The sequence below is a fragment of the Sphingomonas sp. NFX23 genome (assembly GCF_049887795.1).
In the GTDB taxonomy this organism is placed as follows: Bacteria; Pseudomonadota; Alphaproteobacteria; order Sphingomonadales; family Sphingomonadaceae; genus Sphingomonas.
In genome coordinates this window covers 123,891-137,968 of the sequence record NZ_JAGEKH010000008.1, presented here as the reverse complement: position 1 = coordinate 137,968, position 14,078 = coordinate 123,891, and the positions used below count along the sequence as shown (strand labels likewise).

The window sequence follows — 14,078 nt, the reverse complement described above, 5'->3', positions numbered from 1 at the left end:
ATAATTCTCGTCGTGGAATTACTGGCATGGCCTTTGGATGGATCGGCGCCACGATCGCGTTCGACTCCGTCGTCAGGAAGCCATAGGCATTGCCGCGCAGCGATGCGACGGAGGACCTCGCTCAGGCGGTCTCGACGTCCGCGGAACTTCCGGTGGGCGATGAAGACCAGGTCGACAAGCAGATCGTCGATCCCACCGACGAAAAACCCCACCGCGGCAAAGAGTAAAGTCTCGCGCGCCAAGCCGTCTAAAGGCATAACGACTCGTCCATCCCGACCCCTTCGAGGACAGTACAGCGCGACTGGATCCGATACGGCGGGAGTCCGATCGAAACCGCATGTTTGGCGAAACTTCGCCGTAGATTGCGTCAGAGCACCTTCGTGCCTGGTGTCGTTTACATAGCGGATCACGCAGCCAATCGAGCGGACGTCCGAGCGTGCGACGCTGAGTAAAAGTGGCGCGGCCTTAACCGCGCCGCGCGATCACGGCTGGTCGCGACCGCCGCCGCCGGTGTTGCTGCCGTTACCAGGACCGCCGCCAGCGCCCGCGGCACCGACGGTGCCGATGTTGCCGAACAGATCCTGGAAGAAGCCACGCTCGCGACCCAGCGTCGGCGTCTTCTTGCCGTAGGGCTTGATCGAGGCGATCTGATCGAGGCCGCCGCGACGGATCTGGGTGACGGTGCCCCTCTGGTCGAAGCTGATCTGCAGCGTGATTTGTGCGTTCGGGCGCGGATTACGGAACGCGAGGTTGCGGCTGTCTCGCGCGAGATAATACCAGTCGCCCTGGTCAAACTGGCCGGCGAGCGTCGGCTTGCCCAGCGTCGCCAGGACCGACTGGCGGTTGTCAACGCCCGGCTGCACCGAGTTGACGAGATCGGTATCGACGACATAGCCCTGGTGCGAGCGAAGCTGGGTGCAGCCCGCACTCGCCAGCGCGACGAGACCGATGGCCGCGACCTGGACGATACGGGTCGAAACGACGCTCATATACTCTCCCGAGGCCTTATAAAGCCAAGACTGGGTCACGCGGAACACGGGCGAACGGATTGCATCGGTCGCCGAGCGCCTCGATATGCGAGGTTGCGCGGGCAAACAAGCCGAAGCGCGGTTGCGACCTGAAAGACGACGGATTAGGCAGGTTCGGAAGACTGCTCGGTGAGAAGCCGGACGAGGCGTTGCCGCTGTATAATGCCGTGGTCGCACGCGCCCGTGCGGAGCATTGGTATGTGGGCGGTGCGGTGCCGGACACGGTCGACGGCCGGTTCGACATGATCGCGACGTTGCTCGCCTTCGTGATGCTGCGGCTGGAATCTGAGACGTCTGGCCGCTGTCCGCTATGAGGGCAGCGGGGCTTAGCGTTGTTTAGCGGAGAATTAGCGCTCTTCCCTCAAGCAGTTTCTAAGCGTCCACAGACGGGGCACGCGGCCGCAACGATGGCCCGGTCACGGTGACCGCGGGCGCGACGGCGTCGACCTTCGATATGGCCGCTAGGCAGATCGCCAGACTTCGGGCCTCGGCGGCGTCGGCATCGATACGCCGCAACATCGTCACGAACGCATCCGGCTCAGGCTGCCCAAGCGCCAGCCGGTAGAGGAGGAGGTCTTTCAGCATCCGTTCCTTGCGGACGGATCGCAGGCTGAACTTCCAATCGAAGCTGATGCTCTCGGGTCTACCGTTCGCAGGCAGCCACCAGCGTTCCAGCCCGGTCCCGCCGGCGGGCTGCTCGCGGGCGATCCTCAAAATGCCCAGGAACGGGCTCGTACGTTTGGCCTCTGCCAGGGCTTGGCGGCCGTGGGCGCTGGCGAGAGATTGACGCACCGCGAGACTGCCGTAGCGCGCGATCCGGCCCTCGCGCTGCTCGAAGTCGACGGGGTCCGAGGGAAGGTCCCAGTGGACCAGCCTGCGGCACCAGAGGTGGAAGTCCAGTCCCTCCTGCCCGACCGAGGTGGTGCATAGGATGTGCGGCCAGAAGGGCGAGTTGAAGGCTTGACGAAGACCGTCGCTTCGCAGCTTGCCTCCCTTTCCCTTTGAGGTCCGGCGCTGCTCACCTCCGGAGAACGGCACGACCGCCTGCACAGGTATGCGCGCATCTGCCTTGCCACGGCGCAGGCGAACAAGGCCCGGACGATCCATCAAGCTGGCGGACAGCCGGTCGATGATCTGTAAACCCTTGGCATCGCCGAGCTGGCCAAGGATTCCCATCTGCTCGTCGAGCACAGCCTCGAAGCCGCCCTTGAGCATCGCGTCGCAAAGCGCGTCGGGATAGCGCTTTCGGTCTGAGGCTGACAGGATCGTGTCCGCGAAGGTGCGGTGTCCGAGGTAACTGCGAAGCCGGCCCCAGGCGAAAGCGAATACCGCTCTTGCCTCCTTGGCAGTATCGAAAGGTACGCTGTGTCGCCGAGCGCACCGTGCGACGATCGCGCCAGGCGAGGAGATGAGGAGATCGGCGAGCGCCGACAGCTCGCCCGGGGAAATGCTCGTTGTAGGTTCTATGTCATCCCAGGCAAGGCCGCCGCGCCCGGTGTTCGCGATTAGGACGGCGCTCTTCATGCGGTTGAAGCCTTGGCGAGAGAGGTGTCTCTCGAGAGCGCAGGCGACCAGCCATGTTCCGCGTTTCCCCTTGCCGGTCAGGGTTATCCGTTTTTCCTCGAGGAATTGCCGCAAGTCGTCTCGCGCCTTGGTGCGCACTGCCCGGATCGAGCCTCCGCCCGTCTTGGCGGGCTCGATCGCGTGCGACAGTGTCGGCCACTGCATGAACAGGCCGAGCAGTGGTCCCGCCTCGCCGCCGCCTGGCCTCAGAAGCGGGACGGGTGGCTTGCTCCCAGGCTTGCGCATCCCACCGGTGATCTGGAGCGAGAGCAGCGCGGAGATCGCGGTCGGTGCGGCCTTCCACCGGGAGAACAGTAGCGTCTTTCCTAGCTGGCGCTTCGCGGCGGACCAAGGTCCCTCCAGCCGCCACCAGGGGGCGGTCGGCGGCTGCCATGGCAGGCTGAGCTGCCTGGGATCCCCGGCGATCTCCGCTAGCTTTCTGAGCTGGGGGTGCGCCAGCTGCCCCCGGCCCGATCCTGCCAGCGCGGGTTGCCCGGTCGCGTGGCGCAGCTTTGGCCATAGCGCGTAGCCGTGCAGTGTCTGGGTCGGGTAGGGGATTGAACTCCACATCGCTGGCGTCCAGCCCGCCCATTTCGCGTCCACGGCGCAGGCAGCCTTCGCGAAGTGGCGGAACACCCTGAGGTCCTCGGGTTCGACTACGACTGGCGTCGCCGGGCGATCAAACAGATCTTCCTCATGCACGAGCGCGCGCTCGGTCCGCGAAACCACTGGTTGGAGGATGGTCTCGATGCGCTGCTTGGCGGCGCGTAGCGATGTCCTCACCTTTTCTGGGTCCGGTTCGAGGAGAGCGTCGTGGTAGGCGCGCATCGCCTCCTCCACCTGCTGCCTCGCTCCCTGATCGTCCGTGAGGAACCCTGCCAAGTCGATCAGCGCCCGGTAGTGCTCGACGGCGTGCAGTTCCTCGCCGTCCAGCCGCCGCAGCCTGTAGGGGGTCGCCGACAACAGGAGGAGGGCTGGGGCCTCGGGGCCCGCGGTGAGCTCGTCCACGAGGAGCCTATGCACCGCGGCCCGCTCGCGCTCGATGTCCTTGCCGCCGACCACGGGCCGGGGAAGGATGAGGTCGGCGTAACGGTGGAACTCGTCCAAGATCACCAAGTCGGGCCTGAACGTCTTTGACCGGAGCGTCGCCAGCGCCAGCGCCGACCGCGCCCGCGCGATGAACTCCGCCAGCCCGGTGTCGCCGCGCTGTAGCCATCCGGTGACCTTAGGTCCGAGCGCTTCGCCATCGCCGCACGCGAAGACGTCGCGGAGCGCGCGGTCGATTCCGACGTGTGTAAAGCCGTCAAGGGCGGCGGTGTCCTCCAGGAGGGGTCTGGCGTCGCGCTCGGCGTCGAGGGCGAGCACCGCCCCCTCGATGTCGGGATAGCGTGCGAGGACGGAACGGATCAGGCAGCGCTCGGCCTTGCGGCCGGTCCGTGGCCCGGGCTTCCAACCGGGTAGGCTCGTCTCGGGCGTGAAGGCGAAGATGCGGTAGCCGTTGCCCTCGCTCGGAGGCGAACCCGGGACGAGCGCCAGCCGGTCTCCACCTGGAAGGTAGGCCTTTTCCTCGATGCCCGTCAGCGACACGAACTTCGGCCGGTTCTGCCCGGCGATCTCGAGACTGGGGCAGAGATACATCACGTTGAACCGCTTCGACCTGCCCTTGAGCTGCTCCGCTACGGCGCGTGCGATCACCGTCTTCCCGAGCCCCACCTCGTCGGCGACAAGAAAGCGCCGCGGCCGGTCGCCGGAGAGGCGTCGAGCGGCGGCGTCGACCGTGGCGCGCTGGAAGGGGGCGAGTTCGGTCATACTGCTTCCTGTCCGATCGCGAGCGTCACGGCCGCGATGAACGGACGCACCTCGCCCAGTTCACGCAGCGCCGCCGAGCGCTCGTCGACCTCGGGGAGGCTCCCGAACGTCTCCTCGAACGTGTCGAGCATGGCGGTCACGCCCTTGAGCCGTGCCTCGAACCCGAGCGGGTCGCGCGCCCAGCTCGCGAGCATGTTTTCCAGCGCGAAATGCTCGAATTGCGAGATGGGGAGGGATGCGCCCTTCCTACGATCTGCGGCGTCGTCCGTCCAACGCTCGCCTCCGGTGGCGTCGTAGCCGTCTAGAAGGGAACGGAGCCACGCCCTGAACCGAGAAACGCCCACGTATCGCGCGAGCAGGGCGCGGTCGCGACGCTCCTTGTCGAGACCCGGTAGCTCCACCTGCTGCACCCAGCTGCGCTGCACCGCCGGGTCGCTTACGCTGGAGGCCATAAGGATCACGAGCGAACTCTGTTCCTCGAGCGGAGGCGGACGCTCCAGCAGCACGACCTCGGATGCTCCGGGGGGCCACGGCACCTGCCGTTCGCTCGCGCTGAACGACGCGGCCGACACGGTGGCGGCGGCGAGCAGATCGTCGATCCCCCCGTCGATCGAGAGACGCAGGCCGGCACCGTCGAGCCGGAGCGCCATGGGTCGCTCGAGCAGCGCGTAGATGGCGTGGTCGAGCTCCCGCTCGATCTGCAGACGCGTCTGGCGCTCCTCGTCCGGCTGCTCCGCCGAGAGTTGGACCCCTTGGTCGATGAAGCCCGCGAGCGGCCCGGATACTGCGGGATCGGAAATGTCCAGGAGCGCGACCGCTTCCGCGTTGGGTCCTCGAAGGCCGCGTCGCGTGAGGTTCGCGCTGCCCAGCATCATCTCCGCCTTCTGTCCGCGCGTCGTCATCAGCAGCTTGGCGTGCACCCCGATGGTGGGTCGGTCGGAGAAGTCTCCGGCAGCCTCCTCCTGCTGGTCCTCAACCCGGACCTCGGCCTCCGGATCGGGCGCGGCGGCCGTGCGGTACTCGACCCGCCCCAACGGCCCACAGCTCGACATTGCCTCCCGTGTCGTCATCAGGGTCATGGGCCCACTGATCACCCCGAGGATGGCACCGACCCCGGTCCTGTCGATGAACGGGCTCAACGCGCGAATGCTCTCGGGGCGACGGTTCTCCCACTCGTCGATGAACGACTTATCCTCTCCTGGCCTGCGCCATAGCAGCCGGCGCACCGTCACGCCGGATGGCGCGGACCACTTGGCCTCCCGCAGCTCGGTGAGCTCTCCCTCCTGCAGGCTGCCTGCAAGCAGTTCGGCGGCTAGGTCGTGGACGTCGGCGATTTGCCTCGTCCCGCGGCCGGTGCCCGATACGAGGAGCAGACCCGCTTCGAGATCGGTCGAGCCGGTGAGGTTCCGGCTCCCGATCCAGAACCGCCACTCGGGGCCACCATCGCCCTTGTACCGCGCAAGCATGATCTTGGGATGCCAGCTCGCTGTCCGTTCGTCGGTGGCCACGCCGTGGAGCATGGTGTCTAGGAGAGGGAGGATCGAGCGGTGCGCGCGAGGCGCGGATATGCGTCCGAGCTGGTGCATGACGACGAGCTTGCCACGAACCTGCTCGAACGCCTTGACCAAGCTGAGCGGCGAGCTCGCGAAGTCGGCCTCGTCGTCTCCGCCGAGTGCCAGCACCAGCCCCAGCAGCGCGACCATGTCCAGCGAATAGGTGGCGATGACCGCGCGGGTTAGCATCTGTCCCTTGCGTGGTCGCATCGCGGCGAACACGGACGCCCCGTCGCCCGGCTCGAAGCTCATGCGACCTCCAGCACGCTGGCGACCAGATGGGTCACCGTGGGCCACCTGTAGTCTAGGGGCTCGGCGACCCCCTTACTCCAGTCCACCCGCCGCCTCTCATTGGAAAGGTATGCACGACCGCCCTTCAGCTCATGCTCCCGCCGGACGATCGTGTCCTCGAGCGCCGCGAGCTTGTCGCGATCAGTAGTCCAGGCCTTGATCCGCTCGATGAACGTGGCGAGCCTGTGGTCCATCCCGGTCTCGACCCTCAGCGCCTCAACGTCGAGTTCGAGCGTGGCTTGGCGATGGTCCTCGACGAGCTTCGGCAGCGCGTCGCGGTGTCGGGCGTCATCGCGTCCGAGGTCCTGGTTGCGGCGGGCCTCAATCAGCGCGGCGTGTGCGGCACGCGCGATGCACGCCATAGAGGCGGCGCGTCGTGCGATGTCGAGGGAGACACGTTCACGCTCGCTGGCGACGCGCCGGACCTCCCGGGACCAAAGCGGTCCGGTATGGATGCCGGCATCGGCTACCTTGCTCATGAGCGGCTGCGTTCCGCCGTGACCGGCCGTTCGCCAGCGTGCCTGCAGGAACCTGGCCTCAGCTGGCCTCAGGTCGAAGTCCAGCGGTCCGGTCTTGCGGGTCCAGTCGGCGGGGCGCTTTGGAATTCCCTCGAAGATGTCGATCGCCGCCGCCTTCCCGTTGTCCGTTTCCGCCCGCGTGACGAGCCGCGGCCAGGCGTTCCGCAGTTCCGCCTCCGATGGTGGCTCGCCGGTGATCGGCGACCGGACCAGCCCCCAGGAGCGGAGCGCGGTCCAGTAAATGGTGCTCGCGCGCACGGCGGGAAGCGTTCCGGCCTCGTACTTCATCCAACCCGAGATTCCGGAGTTCTGCAGCTGGGGAGCCGTGTCAATGAGGCGGCGCGAGTACCGGCGCTCGATCTCGCGCAGATCCTCCTCGCTGAAGCGGGCTCCCGGATCGGCCTCCAGAAGCTCCTGGTAGGCCCAGGCGACGAAGAGGACGTAGCGGAGCTGGGCGTGCTGGACGGAGGTGCCTGGGAAGAAGCGGTCGGCGAACGCGAAGTGGATCGGCGCGAAGCCGAGTTCGTCGCGCGTACCGTCCGAAGCGAGCTTCGCGAGGTGCCGCGACGCCGCCGCGCGGTCTGCCTCGGAAAGCATGAACCAGCCGATCGCTGGATCCGTGGCGTCGACGTTCATTGTCCCATCGCTCGGCGCCGGGCAGAGGCGGTGAACGGGCGCGTGGCACGTCCGGCGCGCCAACGGAGCAGTCCTGGCATTGCGAGAATGGTCCCAAGGGCCACGAAGGGCACCACCCAGCGGCGGGAGCAGGCGAGTCGCAGGAGAAACAGACTTTGGTCGAGCAGCTTGTCCAATACGTTCCCCGCCCTGGCGTTCTTCGATTGCGAGGCACCCCCGCGATCGCCTGAGCTTAACTAGTAAGCCTCGAAGACCAAGCCATTAGATGAAGATGAGCCAGATTTCGATGCTTACGGAATCGCGATCGAGCCGCTATTTGCGAGTGACATGCTGCTCAGGTACGGCTCGGTGCGCAACCCGCCCCGTGGACAGACACAGCCCCGTCCGCGACCTAGCTTGAATGAGGGTGGAAAGTGCTGAGACGGTCGTGCCGTTGATCCCGACTCCCCCGCCATCTAAGCTCGCAATCGATGAGCTGCACTGGATGAAAATTATGAAGCGGCAGACCTACATAGCGCACGGTCGCCTCGCCTCTCGTGAGATCCGGCTCGATGCCGCCCGCAACCAGCGGCACGGCGTACAAGTGTTGGCCTTTGAACAGTTGGCGGCGCGGCTCGCTGGCGGCTTCGCGCAAGCGATCGACACTGAGGCGCTGCGCGATGCAATCCAGCAGGCTCTACCCGAGACAGACTTGGGCGAATTGGACGACATCAAGCTTCTACCAGGGATGGTAGGCGCTGCGGCAGACACTCTGCACAAGGTCTGGCGTACCGGCATCGATCTCTCGGGGAGGGCGGACGATCATCCACGGCTGGCCGCTATGGCGACGCTCGAGCAAGCCGTCATTGGGCATCTGCCATCATCGATGCTGCGACCGGGCGATCTTGCCTCCAGAGCTATGGCGCGGCTCCGCCATGCGCCAGCGCTCTTTGGCGATATCGAAATCGTTGGCATCAGCGAGCTTTCGCCCTGCTGGCGCGATCTGCTGCTTGCGCTGGCAGACACCATGCCCGTGCGCTGGTACGCCGGTCCGCGCTCTGTACCAAAATGGCTAGAAGGCTCCGCAGTCCAGATCATCCGCTCTGAACCAACCACACCGAAGGTGGAGGCAATGAGTGCTGCCAGCGGTTATCATGAGGCGACCGAGGCGCTGCGCTGGGCGCGTGAGCTGATTGCCAGCGGGATCGCTAAACCGTCGGAGATCGCGATCGCGGCTGCCGCCCCGGCGGCCTATGACGACGAGTTCATGGCGCTCCGTGCGGACGCCAACATCGATCTTCACTTCGTCCACAGCGTTCGCGTGGTGACCACCCGGGATGGTCAAACCGCGGCGGCGCTAGCCGACTTATTGGTGCGCGGGATCTCACAAGGCCGTCTCCGTCGGCTCGCCACGCTGCTCTCTGGCTCAGGACCATTTCAGGCGCTGCCGGATGGCTGGCAACGTGTGCTGCCGCGCGACGCCCCGTTATCGTCTACCGAAGCATGGGCGCGCCTTCTGAGCAGTCTAAGCGCCGATCGATGGCCTGACGGCATCGATCATACGGCCAAGCTGCGCTCGATCGTCGAAAAGCTCAGCGGCGGGACCAGCAATGCCGAGGAGATTGGCCGAGCGTTCCTTTCGGGCGGTTCGCTGCGTATCTGGAGAAAGGCCCTGCTTGCGGGCAGTGCGGCAGCGATCGACGTAACTATCGACGGTTTGCGGCAGGAAGACGCTTGTGAGGCGTGCGTGTCGGTCGCGTGGATGCCGGCGTCGGCGCTGGCGGCGTCGCCCCGCAAGTTCGTGCGCCTGCTCGGCCTGACCTCTACGGGATGGCCGCGACGGATCTCCGAAGACCGGTTGCTGTCCGACCACATCGTGCCCGTCGCGGAGCTCGATCCGCTGCCCGTTACTGCAGCTGATCGCCGCGACTTCGAGACAATCCTGCGCACGACGACGGGCCAAGTCGTGCTGTCACGCGCGCGGCGTGACAACGAAGGGCGGCTTCTCGGCAAAAGCCCGCTGCTGCGCGGGCATCCCGAACCTCGCTATGTTCGCCGCAATCGGCGGCCGGCACATGCAATGAGCGAGACTGATCGCCTGCTGGCGCGTCCCGCCGACTTTGGTGCCAGCGATCAGGCGCTATCGGCCGTCGCCTGCTGGAGCAACTGGCAGAAAGCCGCTGTAACGCCTCATGACGGGATCGTTCGTGCCGATCATCCTTCGCTCCTGGCGGCATTGGAGCGGGTGCAGTCAGCGAGTTCGCTCGCTAAACTGCTGCGCAATCCGCTTGGCTTCACTTGGAGCTATGCTCTCGGTATCAGGGCTCCGGAAAGCGCCGAGGAGGCGTTGGTACTAGACGCGCGCCAGAGCGGCATATTGCTACATGAAACGCTGGATCACGCGGTGCGGCTGCTTGAAGGACAGGGGAGCCTCGCCAGCGCACGCTCGGATCAGCTCATTGCTGCGATTGAGCAGGCATCCGTGATTGTCGCCGGGCAATGGCAGGCCGAGCAGGCGGTGCCGCCTCTCGTCGTCTGGCGACGCACGATCGAGGAGGCCCGGCAGACCGCCTTAAACGCTCTCCAGCATCCCGAGGCGGCTCTCGGCGGTCAGAAATCTTACACCGAAGTTCCCTTTGGCGGGCAGGAGGCCAAGTACGATGGAGCTTTGCCTTGGGACCCAGCCACGCCGGTGGAGATCGCTGACACAGGCTTCCAGATCTGGGGCTACATCGACCGGCTAGATCTGTCCGGAGATGGCGCACAGGCGAGGGTACTGGACTACAAGGGCGGCAGGCTGCCTCCGAAGCCGGTGACCCTGCAGGGCGGGAAGGAGCTGCAGCGCTGTCTCTACGCCTATGCGGTGAAGGCGCTGCTCGGCGATAGCGTCGAGATCGACGCGGCGCTTCTCTACCCGCGCGACACCGAGGCCCGTCACCTTGAAGAGCCGGGCGTCGTGTTGGAAGAGCTGGCTGGACATCTGAGCGCAGCGCGGGCGAGCCTGCTCGCCGGCCGCGCCGTGATCGGCCCCGACAATGGCGGCGACTATGACGATCTGAGCTTCGCGCTGCCGGCCAATGCCGCCAACGGCTATTGTCCGCGCAAATCGGAGCCGGCCCGTGTAGCGCTGGGCGACGCAGCGCTCGTCTGGGAGGCGATCTGATGAACATTGCGACCCCAATCCTTCGCGATGAAGCCGCGCGTCTGGTCGCAATGACCGCGCACGATCGCTCTGTCCTGGTCGAAGCCGGCGCTGGCTCTGGCAAGACCGCTGTCATGGCCGGGCGGCTCGCGCTGCTGCTCGCGGGCGGCGCTGCACCCAAGGCGATCGCAGCTGTCACCTTCACTGAGCTGGCCGCAAGCGAGCTCCTGGCGCGCGTCCGCGACTTCGTCGATGAGTTGCTTGACGGGCATGTTCCACGCGAGCTTCGGATCGCGCTGCCCGACGGCCTATCGGACGCGCAGCGGGCGAACCTCAATCAAGCCGCCTCCGCGATCGACGAGATCACCTGCTCAACGATCCACGGCTTCTGTCAGCGGCTTATCAAGCCCTATCCGGTAGAGGCCGACATTGATCCCGGCGCTTCCCTGATGGATTCCGCGCAAGCCGACCTGGTGTTTGGCGATGCCGTCGATCGGTGGCTACGCGACATTCTCAACTCCGGCGAAGAGAGCCTCGTGTCCGAGCTCGTCTTCCTCAACCCGACCAAGGCGAGTGAGTTGATTGCAACCGCGGCCGGCGCGCTGCGCGACAATCGCGTGCTCGTGGCGCCCGAGGTCAGTGCACTTGGGCCGTTGGTGACAGCCTATCGTGCAGCGGCCGATGCTTATCGTGCCTTCGTCATCGGGACGGCAGTGCAGGAGCTCGAGAGCATCGCTGGCGCGTCTGCCTTTGTGAAGATGGGCGAAGCGGTAGCGGTTGCGGCTGAGAACGAAAGCCCAGGGACACTCGTTCGTCTGCTTGCCTCGGTGCCGCACCCATCGCTATGTACCGCCAAGGGCACGTTCAGCGTCTACAAAAAGAAGGGCAAATGGGAGGCGGCGGCAAAGACTGCCGGTCTCTCCAAGGCGGACGGCGGCCTACTCAACGGCCAAGCAGAAGACCTTCATCTCGCCTGCTGCGCGGGCTGGACCGCTCTGCTCCAGGCTGCATCGGGGCGCGTGCTGGCCGACCTGATGCGTGCGATCCAGCCGATCGTCGACAACTTCCGCGATTATAAGCGCTCGGCAGCGCTGCTCGATTTCGATGATCTGATTTTCGCGGCGCGCGATTTGCTGCGCGATCATCCACCGGTGCGCGAAGCGCTGGCAAAGCGCTACGCGCATGTCTTGGTGGACGAGTTTCAGGACACCGATCCGCTCCAGACCGAGATCTTCTGGCGGCTCTGCGGTGATCCGGTCGATGGCGCTGATCCGCAGGACTGGGCGAATTACCGGATCAGGCCGGGAGCGCTGTTTCTCGTCGGTGACCCGAAGCAGGCGATCTACCGATTCCGCGGTGCAGACGTTGCCGCCTACATCCGCGCTCGCGAAGCGATCCGGGCGCAGAGCCCCAACGACCTGCTGTCGATCTCGACCAACTTCCGCTCGTGCGCCGCGATCCTTGCATATGTGAACGAGCGCTTTGCACCGCACATGTCAGTGGAACTGGGGCAGCCGGGCTTTACAGCGCTCGACAGCTTCCACCCGGATCATGGCGAGGGGCTTTGCGTTGCAGCACTTGCTGTTCCTTGCGCGGGCGAGGACGGCAAGGCCAAGGCGGGGGCGCAGCGCGATTGCGAAGCCGAGGTGGTAGCCGAGATGTGCTGCCGGCTGATCGGCAGCCAGATCATTGTCGATCGCAAGACCGACACGCGTCGGCCCTGCCGGCCAGGCGACATTGCCCTGCTGGCGCCGGGCGGCACCGAATTGTGGCGCTACGAGGAGGCGCTTGAGAAGCGCGGCGTACCGGTCGCGACGCAGGCAGGGAAAGGCTTTTACCGGCGCCAGGAGGTGCAGGACCTCATCGCGATCACGCGCGTGTTGGCCGACAGTCGCGACACGCTTGCTCTGATCGCGCTCCTACGGGGGCCGTTGGTCGGACTGACGGAGGAGCAACTGCTCGATCTGGTCTGGAGCCAGCCTCGCGATCCCGCGCGACCCGATGCTCGGCCGCGGCTCACCATGCACCTCGATCCGGAAGCGATCGAAAATAGCCACGCTCGCGATATCGTCGAAAAGCTCCAGGCGCTTCGGCAAGGGATCAATGGGACCACGCCGCACCAGATGCTTGCAGAGGCGATCGACCTGTTGCGCGTCCGGCCTATTCTCCTCCAGCGCCATGGCGGGCAGGCGGAGCGTCCGCTCGCCAATGTCGATCTCTATCTGAGCCTCGCACAACCTTATGGCGTGCGCGGCCTTAGGGCGTTCGCAGACGCAATGACCGCGGCGTGGGAGGGCAAGACACGATCGGCGGAGGGGCGGCCGGACGCTCAGGAGGAGGCGGTGTCGCTGGTGACCATGCACGCCTCTAAAGGACTTGAATGGCCGATCGTAGTCCCGATCAACACGATGACGGCTGGTAATGACGTGCGCGACCCGATTATCAACAGCGATACGAAGACCATCTTCCTGCCTATCCTCGGCGTTGCGCCTGCGGGCTATGAGGATGCCAAGGCAGGAGAAGTCGCCGAGCGTGAGCGTGAGCGGCTGCGGCTATGGTACGTGGCGGCGACCCGCGCCCGCGAGCTACTCGTGTTGCCAAAGCTAGACGTGCCGGCCTCAAAGAGCAGCTGGAACGCGCTGATGGACTTTGATCTTGATGGGCTTCCGCTGATCGACATCGAGCAGCATCCGGCAGGGTTCGAGACGATCGACGGCGATCCGGAGAATGGGCAGACGCGCGAGGTCTTTGCAAACGAGGCGGCGGCCGTCGTGGCGGCGACCACCAGGCTACGCTGGGTTGCTCCAAGCAGAGACGAGGATCCGATGGGGCCGCTGGTTGTCGCATCCGAGCCGCAGATCGTAGTTACCGGCGACGACGAACCGCCAGCAAACGAGCAGGTCCTCGTTCAGGGTGGCCGTGAGCGCGGTCTCGTCATCCACAAGCTGTTCGAGGAGGTACTGAGCGGCGAGACGGCAGACGACGTCACAACGCTCGTCGGACGAGCTGCGGACCTGATCCGTGACTTGGGCCGTGAGCCCGGAACTGACCCAGCCAAAAGTTTGTCGCCGGACGAGATGGGCAAGGCGGTCGCGAAGACGCTGGCGTTGCCCCAGATCGTCGCAATCCGGGGGAGGCTTCTGCCCGAGCTGCCGGTCTATGGGCTGGGCCAGGAAGACGGCGTCGAACTTGCCACCTTTGGCATCGTCGATGCGCTTTGCATTGGCGAAGATGGCAAGCCTGAGTTGGTGATCGACTGGAAGAGCGATGTTAATCCAAGTGCAGCAGCTTCGGAGCATTACCGATCGCAAGTTCGGAGGTACCTTGAAGTGACCGGTGTTCCAAAAGGCATGGTCGTGTTCGTTACCAGCGGGAGCGTCTTGGCCGTCTGCTGAGCCACGCCAAAGCGTACTCGCTCTGTCGCCGTTTGAGCTGAAATGGTAGAAAAGGGCTTGGTCCTCTCAAGGTACACTCAAATGGCACAACTCCGAATGGGAAAAGGCATCGGTTCCGAAAGGGTCCGCGCGGCTGCGATCTCTCGTTCGGTTGCGACACGGTC

8 protein-coding genes are annotated in these 14,078 nt (G+C 65.4%); 4 read left to right on the top strand and 4 right to left on the bottom strand.

Features of this window, described 5'->3' with window-relative positions; all coding sequences use genetic code 11:
* Positions 1-89 precede the first annotated feature (89 nt).
* The gene (locus J4O76_RS20510; RefSeq protein WP_426283909.1) at positions 90-227 is read left to right on the top strand and encodes a hypothetical protein; all 138 of its coding nucleotides are present in this window, start codon (positions 90-92) and stop codon (positions 225-227) included.
* A 255-nt stretch (positions 228-482) separates the two neighbouring features.
* Here J4O76_RS20510 and J4O76_RS20505 read toward each other — a convergent pair whose 3' ends face one another.
* The gene (locus tag J4O76_RS20505; protein WP_426283908.1) at positions 483-989 is read right to left on the bottom strand and encodes an outer membrane protein assembly factor BamE; all 507 of its coding nucleotides are present in this window, start codon (positions 987-989) and stop codon (positions 483-485) included.
* A 188-nt stretch (positions 990-1,177) separates the two neighbouring features.
* Between J4O76_RS20505 and J4O76_RS20500 the strand changes: the two genes are divergently transcribed.
* Positions 1,178-1,342, top strand: a complete 165-nt coding sequence (locus J4O76_RS20500; protein ID WP_426283907.1) for a hypothetical protein — start codon at positions 1,178-1,180, stop codon at positions 1,340-1,342.
* 58 nt (positions 1,343-1,400) lie between these two features.
* Here J4O76_RS20500 and J4O76_RS20495 read toward each other — a convergent pair whose 3' ends face one another.
* The 3 genes from J4O76_RS20495 to J4O76_RS20485 are packed head-to-tail and all read right to left on the bottom strand — an operon-like array spanning position 1,401 to position 7,398.
* Positions 1,401-4,400 carry a DEAD/DEAH box helicase family protein gene (locus tag J4O76_RS20495; RefSeq protein ID WP_426283906.1) on the bottom strand — a complete coding sequence of 1,000 codons (3,000 nt, stop codon included), beginning with the start codon at positions 4,398-4,400 and terminating at the stop codon, positions 1,401-1,403.
* A complete protein-coding gene (locus tag J4O76_RS20490; RefSeq protein WP_426283905.1) occupies positions 4,397-6,205 on the bottom strand; it encodes a hypothetical protein in 1,809 nt (602 codons plus the stop codon). Before J4O76_RS20490 ends, J4O76_RS20495 begins: the two co-directional genes overlap by 4 nt.
* A complete protein-coding gene (locus J4O76_RS20485) occupies positions 6,202-7,398 on the bottom strand; it encodes a DUF6361 family protein (RefSeq protein WP_426283904.1) in 1,197 nt (398 codons plus the stop codon). The genes J4O76_RS20490 and J4O76_RS20485 overlap by 4 nt, the downstream gene beginning before the upstream one ends.
* Before the next feature lie 493 nt (positions 7,399-7,891).
* On the opposite strand from J4O76_RS20485, the gene J4O76_RS20480 reads away from it, so the two are divergent.
* The gene (locus tag J4O76_RS20480) at positions 7,892-10,540 is read left to right on the top strand and encodes a PD-(D/E)XK nuclease family protein (protein WP_426283903.1); all 2,649 of its coding nucleotides are present in this window, start codon (positions 7,892-7,894) and stop codon (positions 10,538-10,540) included.
* On the top strand, positions 10,540-13,914 hold the full coding sequence (locus J4O76_RS20475) for a UvrD-helicase domain-containing protein (RefSeq protein WP_426283902.1): 3,375 nt from the start codon (positions 10,540-10,542) through the stop codon (positions 13,912-13,914). The genes J4O76_RS20480 and J4O76_RS20475 overlap by 1 nt, the downstream gene beginning before the upstream one ends.
* The last annotated feature ends 164 nt before the right edge of the window (positions 13,915-14,078 follow it).